Here is a 12339-nt window from a genome sequence, read left to right as displayed (position 1 = left end):
CCACCTTAAGCCTTCGGCGTAATCTCCAGCACAGTTACTGACATTGGAGGCAGTTCAACATTAAGAAGATCGCCCTCCAGAGTGAAGGCAGTGAAGGCTTGCGGCACTACCGCCTCCGGTTGGCTGAAGGTATTGTGAGCATCAATTTTATCACCGGCAAGTGTTGTGCCTGTCACTTCAACCTTCTTCCCGGAAAGACCACGAAGCTCAAGTGGAACAGCAGCAGAAGCAGCATGGTTCAAGTTGCAAAGACTGACATGGATGATTCCAGAAGCAGTTACGGAAGCCGAAGCAGATACTTCAGGAATCTCACGGCCTTCAAAGCTGTAAGTGCCACTTTCCAGTGCTAAATCCAGCAACTCCGCATCCTGATGGACTTTAAACATATTAAATACATGATACGTTGGGGTCAGCACCATCTTTTCCCCTTCGGTCAATATAACTGCCTGAAGTACGTTAATCGTCTGCGCAATATTTGCCATCCGTACCCGGTCACTATGTTTATGGAAAATATTCAAGGTCACGCCTGCTACAAGAGCATCCCGAATTGAATTTTGTTGATACAGGAATCCTGGATTCGTCCCCGGCTCTACATCATACCAAGTTCCCCACTCATCTACGATAAGACCTACTCTTTTATCCGGATCATATTTATCCATAATAACGCCATGTCTGGTGATCAGCTCATCCATGCGAAGGGCTTTCTCTAATGTACTAAACCATTCACTCGTTTCAAAGCCTGTAGCTGCACCTTTATTCTCCCATGCTGGACCAGGAATTGTATAATAATGCAGGGTAATCGAGTCCATAAAGCGTGTTGCCTCACGCATCAGAACCTCCATCCAGTGATAATCATCCACGTTAGGACCACAAGCAATCCGGTGAATACGATTGTCCCCGTAATTTCGTACATACGTCTGATATTGGCGATAAAGATCTGCATAATATTCTGGACGCATATTCCCGCCGCAGCCCCAGTTCTCATTCCCCACGCCAAAATAAGTCACAGCCCAAGGCTCTTGATGACCATTCTGCTGGCGAAGCTCGGACATTGGAGATACGCCTCCAAAGGTTAAATACTCCACCCATTCGGACATCTCTTGAACGGTACCACTGCCCACATTACCGTTAATGTAAGGCTCACATTCCAGCATCTCACATAATTCCATGAATTCATGCGTACCAAAATGGTTGTTCTCAACCGTTCCGCCCCAGTGAGTGTTAATCATACGTTTACGACCTTCACGGGCTCCGATACCATCTTTCCAGTGATATTCATCCGCGAAACAGCCACCTGGCCAGCGTAGTACAGGAATTTTAATTTCCTTAAGCGCTTTCACGACATCATTACGAATACCGTTGGTGTTAGGAATAGTTGAATCTTCTCCAACCCAAATCCCTTCATAAATGCAACGGCCAAGATGCTCAGAAAAATGTCCGTAAATATTTCTGTTAATCGTCCCTTTGCGAATGTCAGTATTAAGGATCGCACGTTCTGCCATGGTTAAATACCGCCTCTCAACGTTTATATTTTTATTAACTAATTAATAATTATATAAACATTATAAGACGCTGCTTAGGTATCCGTCAATCTCCAATATGAACAAAAGCTATTCTTTATCAATAGGTTTCTTTATCCCGTCTTCATAATAGTCAAAAATCAGCTGCTGCTGCGTTCCTCTTACCCCGTAAAACACATCAGAAATTTGTTTCCCCTTACGTCTTAACTCGTTCTCCAGCCACTCTTGGGTCAGGCCATTATCCTTAAGATTATCTGCGAGCATTATTCCATCCATAATCAATTCAACGGGAAAGCTCTGAGGAACGGACAACAGCTTTAGATCTTTTCGGGTAACATATTGGTACTCTTGTTTCTTTAATACAGACACCATTCCGTTATCTTCCAGCACAGCGTATTCTACTACCTCTAGATTAAAAATTTCCTTTTCTCTCAAGGCCTGATCCAAAGAGTCCAACGAATACCTTACCTTTTTCATATTTTGCTCAAGAATTTTCCCATCCTCAATAAGTACAGTGGGTGAACCTGAAATCCAGCTTCTCATTTTACGACTTTTTAAAGCGATGATAGATAGTAAAAAAGATGTAACGGTAACAACTATAAGCGCCAGGATCATGTAGGAAGAATGCAGCTGTTTATTAAACGCCAAGTTCGCGGCTATTGAGCCCAATATAATACCCGTCACGAAATCGTGGAAGGTCAAGTTAGATAACGTTTGTTTTCCCAATATTTTGGCGATCAGCAAAAGCATGATCATAGCAACAAACGCCCTAAGCACAATGTCCATATACACCTGCATCTCTATGCTCCCTTCCTATTCAATCCTCCATTATTCACAAACCGAGTAGAAATGAAACCTCGACGAAAGCTCTGCCCATCCAAACCTGCCGATTTCTCTAAACGCCAAAAGGGCTCTGGAATGGTTCTACTGAACCTTCCCAAAGCCCTGGCTTCAAATTCCTACTTTTCAGTCTTAATTGCTAAAAGATTGTATAGAACCATTGCACTCTCAGCTCGAGTTGCTGAGCCTCCCGGAGCGAATTGCTGGTCACTTCGACCCTGGATAAGTCCAAGGGCTTGGGCAGCAATGATCGATTCACGGGCCCATGAGGCAGCCGCACGCAAGTCACCGAATTGGATTACAGGCTTTGGTTCCAACTTTTTCCCGCTGACATATTGGTAGGCTCGCATCACCATGACCGCCATCTCTTGGCGGGAAATAGGGGCTTCTGGAGCGAAGCGAGTCTCACTCACCCCATGGACTATCCCCGCCTCTACAGCCTGCGCCACTTCCTCCGCATACCACTCATCCGCAGATACATCCGCAAATGCTGTAGATGATTTCCCTTCAAGTCCTAGCAAGCGGATCAGCATAGCTGTAAATTCTGCACGGGTCACAGAGCGGTTCGGCTCGAAATTCCGAAGTCCGACTCCTTGAATCAGATGTTTGGCCGTTAGCTCTTGTACAACCGCCGCCGCCCAATGTCCAGAAGGAACATCGTCATACGATTTGTTGTATTCCAGCACGGCATATGTGCCTAAGTGTTCGGTGCGCAGAGCCACCTTGCCCTTCAGCCAGGAACCGCCCGCATACTCTATATTTCCGGAATCCGGAAAATAATAGCCGCCGAGCAAATTCCTTTTGGCCTCAGGGTAGGCGTTAAGCTCTAATGTAACTGGCTCAACAAATTGGTGAAGTATGCTTCTTATACCGTCACTAGCAACAATATACAGGTTAAAAAGAAGGAACTCTCCTGCCTGGTTTAGCACTGCACCAGATTTCTTCTCTGCGCTAGCTAGTATTCTCTGCGCCGCTTCCCCATTCACCTCAGAAGCCTCCAGAAAGATCTGGCTGCCGGCCAATTGCTCCGCAGGAATCAAACCCCGTAATTGTTGAAGCACCGCTGCCGGAAGGGTCACATTAAAGTTAGAAGCCTCTACCCGAAGCGGCTTCTGTTTGAGCATGTCTGCTGCCATCCCCGGCAATACTAGCATTCTCAATTTACCCTCGTAGACAATGGCTGCCGAAAGATCGTTCAACGAAGCTGCGTTTAGTTGCAGCCGCCCCGCCGTTACCTCCGGTACGGAAGGCACTTGTGGTTGCGGACTCGGAACAGTTGAAGTATTGTCTTCCGCTTGTAGAATCTGAAGCCTCAGACTGCTCTGCCGTCCTCCGTAACTTGCAGTAATCACAGTCATGCCCGGATCAAGTGCTTGCAGCTGCCCCGTTGCCGTTACTGTGGCTACCTTCCTGTTACTGCTCTCGTAGATCACACCCTCGGTTACCGTAAGGTGGCTATCATCACTATATACCGCCGTTGTGATCACCTTACCGCTCTGCCCTATTTCCAAGGATGTCGGACCGCTTAACAAAATAGAGACGAGCTCCGGCAGTTGTCCATACACCTTTAATAAATAGGAAGCGGTCATGTTGTCATATACGGATGAAATAACCGAAACGCCCGGTCCTTTAGCTTCAATATGGCCATCTTTGCCTATACTTGCGACGTTAGGATCGCTGCTCTCATAGACTATACCTTCGGTTACTATATAACGGCTGCCATCGCTGTACACTACCGAAGTAACCGCCGTTCCGGTCTCCCCGACAGCCAGGCTTTCCGGGCCGCTAATTGCCGTTGAGACTCTTTCTGTAGGCTCCATGACTGTCACCTGAAGCTGTCGGAAAGGCTCTACATTTCCAGCCTTATCCACCGAACGATAATCGATCCCGAAGGTTCCGGGGTTCTCGATATATACGCTCTGAGTAACCGTATTCCATGCACCACCATTGAGCCGGTATTCTGTCCGCTTGACTCCCCAGCCGACAGCTCCCCCATTGGATTGGTCGGTGACATCAAAAGTGATATTGACTTTGCCCTTATATGCGCCCCCTTCTCCTGTTTCTCCAAGTATGGTAGCCTTCGTGACTGGAGGTGTTGTATCTTTCGGCAAAATTTCCAGATACGCGGCATATTTGCCATTCTCATTCTTACGGCTTCTTATGTCTGTGGCGAGATTATAGCCTACCTGCCTAAGAGCCAGACTTATCACCGGATCGGAAGGGAACTCCGTGCCAACCCATGAGGTAATATCTAACTGCCGCCACTGCTCCGGTCCGGAAAAAGTCTGCAGCGCAGCTTGAGTACCGATTTTTGGAGCATTATTGTAATTTAGCGTTGCCTCCGTCCAATCATCATCTTGGACTCCAAATACACCGATATCGGACAAAGTGCCTGCCCCGTCATTTGTCTTTCCGAACACATTCAGCTTCACAGAACCAACTTCACCGAGAAATGGACTCAGATCGAATTTTAGATAAACCCTTCTGTCTGTGTCCCCGCTGCCATTTCTGATCTGCAAGTAATTGACCGAACTATAATTGACTGCAGCTTTCGATCCTCCATTGACATACGCATCTTCAGAAACATACAGCTTCGTTATTGCCGCTTCGTCTGGTTCCGAATCGGAAGGCTCAGAAGGCTCGGCATTCGGATCAATTCTGAACTTGACAACATGGCTTTTTCCTTTGGACCCGCTGGTATGAATTGCGAGTTCAATCCTCGGTGAGGTCTGCAGTACCGTTACGGTTGGATCTTTCATCAGCTCTTCCAGCGCGGTTCTGCCGACATCCACATTCACCACAGATTGAGACTGTGTCGGATCCGAAATGGCTATCGTCAGTTCATCTCCAGACTCCTTGATAATAATGGAGGCTGGATGATTGGCGCGCACGGATTCGATCATTCCCGGTACCCAGAAGTTCATAGCCGTAAGTCCCAGCTTCTGTTCCTTGACGGCTTGCACACTATCCGTGTTGGCTATAATTTCGATGTCAGGACTACTGCTGTAGCGCGCTGTCGCCGTTTCATCCTGATTCGGCAGAAGCACATACGAATACGATTGATTCACCGGATTCGTTCCTTGAGCAATCGACAGGCTGGCATAATTTCTCGTAATCGGCTCCGTTGATCCCCCTTGATTAATATCCTTCCATGCGCCAGTCCGAGACTCACGCAGACCGTCTATCGTTGGGGCATCAGGGAAATAATAACCGATTCCCGAGCCGGGAACATTGCCTTCCAGATGTGCCCAATGCACCTGATTCATTGACTCAGACCAACCCAGCGCGGATGGCTTGGCCTCTCCGTTGACCGTAAGTACATTGTCTCCGCTCGCCTTGAGCTTACGGTTATCTACGATGGTCTCCACCTTGCGGTTATCCGTGCTTGTAATGCCTGCCCCAAGTGCTACGATTTCATCATCGAACATGAACCAGGACTTTTTACCGGACAATGTGCTGTTATCCGGATCCAGATCCATGCCGGCCGCTCCATAAAGGCCGTCTATGGATGATCCTCCCACCCATGTTTTAGATGTAGTCTTGGCTGCACCGCGACTTGCCCCATCCGATGTAACCCCAGGCAGACGATAAGCGTTCACGGTCGGCCAGAATGCATCTGCATATTGATCCAGATCCTGATTATACAGATAGGTCATGCCTTCGCCTGTATACCAGCCCTTCAGATTCTCTGTGCCCGCTTCATAGTTGGCAATTCGGGCCGAAGACATGCTGATCCCAAAGGCATATCCAGGCCGATGGTGGACAATCCGGTCCATAGCCGAAAACTGCTTATGCACAGTAAGGTCTCCTGATGGCTGCACCTCTGGATCGTCCATAAGCTCCTGGAGCAGAACAATATCGGCTACTCTTAGACCGTCGTAATAACTTACTACCGTATCGGCTTCGAACCAATACTTCACCATCGATTTAAATCGGGCCGCTTGCTCCGGTGGCGCGGAAGAAGCCAGCCGCAAAATATGCGACCAAGGCACGAGCTGCCGGTTTCCCCGGGCTATCGATCTACCGAACACCATATCCATCATTAATTTTCTGTAGACAAGAGGTTCATAAGAATCCATTACCCAGTTGTATACATTCTTCATATTGGTGTCAGTCAGCGGCCAAGAGGACCCTGTCAGCAAAGTCATCATTTTCATCATATCGCCAAGCAATACAGCCCCATAACTGCCGGTATAAGCAATATTATTATGCTGGATAAAGGAGCCGTCCTCATAAAATCCGTCTCCGCGGGTCACATAGGGTAATACTTGGCTAACTGCATCCCGCCCTTGTTTGATCTTCGCGCTGTCACGATTATGAATGCCCCTCAAGACCACTGCCAGTGCTTTATCCAGCCGATTCGCGCCGGTTTCCATCAACGAGGGTTGATTGGTCCGTTTGGTTGGGTCCGGGCAGAATTTATCAATGGCTTTGGTATATTTGGTAATCTGATCGGCTGACAAATACTCGAACATTAAGGCCATCGTATCTCCCAATGCAAGCGGAATGCCGATCTCCCATTCGAACCAATTGCCTTTCTCCAGTTTGGTTTCGTTATACCAATTCGCGTATAGGAAATCTAAACCGTCCAGAATATCTGATTTCAACTGCATATTCTCGTACAATGGTGAGCCGGATGTTGAAAAAGCAATAGCCATATCCTTCAACCGGTTATAAGAGGCTGCCGTATCAAAAGCATCCGCTGTGCTGCCCGGCTTATCGCTCCATAAATAAGTACGGTTCATTTGCTTGTTCATCGTATCCCAGAATCCAGTTCGCTCCTGATTACTGATCTTATCGGATAAAGTCTTTATAGACTTGGCAATGTCCGGGTTATTCGGGTCGAAGGATTGCCCTCCGGTCAAATACTCCACCCATCTTCCACGAAGCTCGTCATATTCGTCTTTTGGAGTCTCTCCTTCAGTAATATTAAATTTCAATACATGCGTTGCCCCTATAGAATTCTTCACATCCACCGTTATAACTGTATTTCCCGAAGCTTGCACTACATCCGTCTTGCTATCTTTGCTGAGCAGTGTCAACCCCGGTATATCCAGTTCCAGGGACAATAGGTTTTGCGACTGAGTAGGATCAGACACCGAAACGACAAGCTCCTGATCGATCTGCCGAATCATCACGGAAGCTGGATTGAGTGCCTTGATGGAATCTACCGTTCCTGGATTCCAGAAATTAGCGGCGGTTATGCCCAGCTTCTTCTCTCTGACCGCATGCACATCCTCTGTATTGCGCAGCACTTCGATATCCGGGTTGCCACTGTAATCCTCAGTACCTGAAATGTCACGATTAGGCAACAGAACATAGGAGTATGAGCCATTCGTAGGCGTATCTCCATGCTCAACTGCCAGGCTTAAATAGTTGCGCGTAATGGGAACATCGGATTGAGTGGCATTAATCTCTTTCCAACTGCCGGTTCTGGCTTCACGTTGCGCCAGTATACTTGGAGCTTCAGGGAAATAGTAGCCCACGTCGGCACCTGGCACATTACCCTCCAGATGGGCCCATTGAATGTTCTTTAACGTCGCTGACCATCCGGACTGTGACGGTTCTACAGCTCCGTTGATTAGAAGTTTGTTGTTTCCCACTTCGTTAAGCATCCGGTTATCGATAATCGTCTCAACAGACTGCGGGCCGGCAGTTGATTTGGAAATTCCCGAACCAAGCGCCACAATCTCATCATCGAACATAAACCAGGATTTCTTGCCTTGCAAATCGCTACCGGTCACTTGGGAGAGTGAGAAATCCATACCTGCTGCACCGTATAGGCCTTCCAGCGACGATCCACCCACCCAGGTTTTCGGATTCATGTAACTTTTCCATTCCACAGGCACCATTCCCTGCCCCGATCCATCCGTTGTCGTGCCAGACAAGCGGTAGGAATTGACGGTAGGCCAGAAGTCATTGCGGTATTGGGTCAGATCCTGATTGTATAAATAGGTCATCCCAATCCCCGTATACCATCCTTTCAGGTTCTCGTTGTTCCCTTTCTCAAACGCCGAGATGCGATTCGAGAACAGACTCAAGCTGAAGCCGTAACCTTCGCGTAGATGAACCACCCGGTCCATGCCGGCGAATACCTGATTCTTAATGAGAGCTCCTCTTGGATTGATCTTCCCGTCATTCATCAGCTTTTTCACAATCGTTATATCGGCAAGCGACAACCCTTCATAATAATTGCCGGATGTCATATTCGCTGAAATCCATTCTTTCGCCGCTTGCTTAATAGATACTGCAATATTCTCCGGAGCAGTTTCAGCCATCCGCAGCAAGGTGACAATTAACCCTCTTGCGCTGCCGCTTCCTTTTCTAGATATACCTCTGCCATTTACCGAATCCATAAAATGACCGTTGTAGATCACCGGCTCGTAAGTCTGAGCCACCCATTCGTAAATGTTCAGAACATTCGGGTCCGTTATTGGCCATGGAGAATCGGTCAGCAGATAAGACATGTCCGCCGTCCCTTTGAGCCAGACCGAACCATATCCTCCCGTATAGGCAATATTATTATGCTGAACGAGGGAACCATCCTTATACACACCGTCACCATGAGTCGTGTACACATACTCGGAGCCAATGGAATCACGGCCCTGAATGATCTTTGCACTGTTGTTGCCAATCACGCCTCTTACCGTGACCACAAGCGCTTTATCTAGTAGATTTGCTCCCGTCATCTTCGTGCCCTTAACGCCAAGAACCGACCCTACTTTGGGGTCTGGACAGAAGGCATCAATAGCCGCAAGATACTGATTGATTTGCTGCGGTGTTAGATAGTCATACATGAGCACCATAAGATCATTCACAATCTGCGGCGTGCCAATCTCCCAGTCCCACCAGTTCCCATAAGCGCTTTTGCTCGGATTATAGCGGTTTGTATACATCCAATTGATTGCGCTTACAATATCGTTCGCCAAAGCGCTGTTGCCGTAAAGCTCCGATCCCTCCACAGAATAGGCCAATGCCATAGTCTTCAAGCGATTGTAAGCGCTTGTAATAAACTGCGAATCTGTAGTGCTCGCGGTATCACTCCACAAGGAAGTGCGGCCGGAGGATTTATCCATACTCTCCCAAAGTGCAGCAGCCGATGCAGCCTGAGCGCTAATACTAGCAGCTATATCAGGATCACTCCCATCGTATTGACCACCACTTAATCGGTCGTACCATTTCAGCCTCAGTTTATTGTAGGCCTGTATCGTGTCGGGAGCTTCGACAGTAACCAGACATTCAGCTGCAAGGCTACCATCCGGTGTGGCGATCTTGATGGTCGAAGAACCGATCCCCGTACCCATTACATTACCAAGTGCGTCCACAGTCGCAGCTTCTGGATTGCTCGAAGTCCACACTACCGTTTTATCCACCGCCGTTATAGGGGATAAAGTCGGCAGAAGTGCAACCGTGTCCCCTTTGACCATAGAAAAGGCCGTACGGTCTAGCGCAATTCCTGTAAGACCCGCATATTCCTCCAATGCGATATCATCTATCCATAGCTTTCCTTTTCCAGTCTCCAAAAAAGGCTCGATGACTAGCTTCGTCGCGTTAGCCGGCATAGTTAGAAGTACTTGCTGCATACTCCAGTCCTGTGTGCCTGTTATTTTGGGAGAGGAAGGTCCATCTCCCACTTTGGCAGTATTGTAATACTGTGTTCTAAAGTAGGCTCCCTGTCCAGTGACGTTGTCCGTCTTTAGCCAGACTTTAAGTCTGTAGGATTTACCGGGGATAACCGAAGTTACCCCCTGATTGATGGAAATCCTGCTTGTGGCAAAGGCATCGAACAGCATGGACCGGGTTCCTTCATGCGCAGTGCCAGCGTCTATCTTGATATTCGCTGTTTTATTCGTGCCTTTCCCGCTACCTGTAGGGACCCATAAGCTCCAGCCCACCGGAGCAGCGTCTGTAACCCCTGTCCAGGTTGAGTCAAGGGCTGTCGTTGTATTCTCAAAGCTTCCGTTAAGCATAAGATTTGATGCAGCCGCAGATGCCCTGCTATGCGAGGGATAAAGAACTCCCCCACAGGAAGAAAAAAGATCAACAATGAGAACTAATACTAAAAATAGACTTGGTTTACGCATTTGTTCACCCCAATCTTAGAATTGGTTAAAGCTAAAGGCATCTACAAGTTATCATCCTGCACAAAATTCAACACGGCGTCATCGACGGCCGAAGTTCTTCCCAGATCAGGAAGGTTCACAAGCTCAATCTCGCAAGTCTCCGCATGGCCATGCAGCTCCAAAAGAACCAGCTCATTGCACCCCTTGCGCAAGAGTGGACCAGGGATATATAGCGCCCGCTGCGGTCCAACGTTCCAGTAACGGCCCAGATTAAATCCGTTAATCCAGGCGACCCCTTTATTCCATCCATCGAATCGTAGAAAGGTATCGCCAATCTCCTCCGCCTCGAAGCTCCCCCGGTAGAATCCGGGCAGACCCGAAAGGGGCGCAGCTTGCTGCTTCTCCACCGGATGCTTCTTGTACGCTAGTGAAGCCAGCTGTTCCTGTTCCAACGGCAAAGTACGAATCGTCCAGTTATATTGCAGCTGGTTATCAATCCGAACCCCGTCCAGAATCCCTTTCGGATCGCGAATGAGCGGCCCGTAATTGATTCGTCCCATGTTCTCGACGAGGATATCCAGCTGCGCTCCCCCAGCGGGGATGGAAAGTTCCAGTGGCAGCGGATTCCAGCGCTCAATCACCCCAAGCACCTGTCCATCCAGGAAGACCTGGGCCCGATCGCGCACGCCCTCGATGTAAAGCTTCTGTCTGGACCGCGGTCCCTGCACAAAAGTGCTGTACAATATAAAACCATAGGATTGTCCGAGCTTCTCCATCGGCTGTACACACACGCTGTTCACCGTCTCTGATAACTTCTCCAGATTGGAAGCCGTGAATAGTTCCGCTCTTTCCGTCAAAGCGACTTTCCCGTAAGAAATCTTCGGAATCGGCTCAGGGAGTGGACAAGTCGGGGCAAATCCATGGTTGCTGAGTACCGACCGGACAGCTTCAAATTTCGCCGTCGTATCTCCCCATTCCGTGAGCGGGGCATCATAGTCATAGCTTGTAGTCGTTGGCTCGTAGGTGACGATATGATTCGCACCATTATAGAAACCAAAATTGGTTCCACCATGGAACATGTACATATTAAATGAGGAGCCCTGGGTCAGAATCTCATCCAGAACACCTGCTACATCCCCGGCATCGCGTACATGATGATCCTCCATCCAGTGATCAAACCAGCCGTTCCAGTATTCCATCACCATAAGCGGCTCTTCAGAGCGGTATTCCCGATATTTGCGGAAGGATTCCTCTGTACTGGAGCCGAAATTGACTGTCGCATGCACATCCTCCAGTGTTCCGCCGAGCAACATCTCATCAGTTGGCCCGTCGGAAGTAAAGAGCAGCACATCGATCCCTCTGTTGACCAGTCCATCACGCATATAGCCCAGGTAGCCACTGTCATTACCATAGCTGCCATATTCATTTTCTACCTGAACGGCCAGAATTGGTCCGCCATGTGTGGAGAGCAGCGGAACCAGCAGAGGAATTAGCTCATCGTAATAACGGTCTACCTTGCTTAAATAAAGAGGGTCACAGCAGCGAAGCTGGAGTTCCCCGTAAGCTAGCAACCAGCCCGGCAGGCCTCCGAACTCCCACTCCGCACAGATGAATGGACTCGGTCTGACAATAACATGAAGCCCAAGCTCCCCAGCCAGCTCGATAAAAGATACCACATCGGCCATGCCATCAAATACGAACTCCCCTTCTTTAGGTTCATGTATATTCCAGGCGATGTAGGTCTCCACGGTATTGAATCCGCAGGCTTTCAATTTCAGCAGCCGGTCTTTCCAATATTCAGGCACAACCCGAAAATAATGAATGGCTCCCGATACGATACGATAAGGCTGTCCGTCCAGCAAATAGTGTCCGTCGTTCCAGGTGAGCAGGCTCATTATCGACAACCTCCTTTATTA

4 protein-coding genes are annotated in these 12339 nt (G+C 48.6%); all 4 read right to left on the bottom strand.

What is annotated here, in order from left to right; genetic code table 11:
• Positions 1-5: 5 nt before the first annotated feature.
• The 4 genes from NST25_RS07785 to NST25_RS07770 all read right to left on the bottom strand — a co-directional run bounded on the left by NST25_RS07785 (position 6) and on the right by NST25_RS07770 (position 12318).
• The gene (locus NST25_RS07785) at positions 6-1502 is read right to left on the bottom strand and encodes an alpha-N-arabinofuranosidase (RefSeq protein ID WP_076104908.1); all 1497 of its coding nucleotides are present in this window, start codon (positions 1500-1502) and stop codon (positions 6-8) included.
• Positions 1503-1610: 108 nt separating this feature from the next.
• On the bottom strand, positions 1611-2318 hold the full coding sequence (locus tag NST25_RS07780; protein WP_076126261.1) for a DUF421 domain-containing protein: 708 nt from the start codon (positions 2316-2318) through the stop codon (positions 1611-1613).
• A 161-nt stretch (positions 2319-2479) separates the two neighbouring features.
• Positions 2480-10444, bottom strand: a complete 7965-nt coding sequence (locus NST25_RS07775) for a polysaccharide lyase family 8 super-sandwich domain-containing protein (protein ID WP_340393725.1) — start codon at positions 10442-10444, stop codon at positions 2480-2482.
• Between the two features lie 41 nt (positions 10445-10485).
• Positions 10486-12318 carry a beta-galactosidase family protein gene (locus tag NST25_RS07770; protein WP_339190176.1) on the bottom strand — a complete coding sequence of 611 codons (1833 nt, stop codon included), beginning with the start codon at positions 12316-12318 and terminating at the stop codon, positions 10486-10488.
• Positions 12319-12339: the final 21 nt, after the last annotated feature.

The organism is Paenibacillus sp. FSL E2-0190 (assembly GCF_037992965.1).
GTDB classification, from domain to species: domain Bacteria; phylum Bacillota; class Bacilli; order Paenibacillales; family Paenibacillaceae; genus Paenibacillus_AQ; species Paenibacillus_AQ odorifer.
Note: the sequence above shows the minus strand (reverse complement) of the source record. Positions and strands in the feature narration are given on the sequence as shown.

Coding starts and splice junctions, on each gene's coding strand:
- NST25_RS07785 (WP_076104908.1), bottom strand. CDS start 1,502: ATGGCAGAACGTGCGATCCTTAATACTGACATTCGCAAAGGGACGATT.
- NST25_RS07775 (WP_340393725.1), bottom strand. CDS start 10,444: ATGCGTAAACCAAGTCTATTTTTAGTATTAGTTCTCATTGTTGATCTT.
- NST25_RS07770 (WP_339190176.1), bottom strand. CDS start 12,318: ATGAGCCTGCTCACCTGGAACGACGGACACTATTTGCTGGACGGACAG.
- NST25_RS07780 (WP_076126261.1), bottom strand. CDS start 2,318: ATGCAGGTGTATATGGACATTGTGCTTAGGGCGTTTGTTGCTATGATC.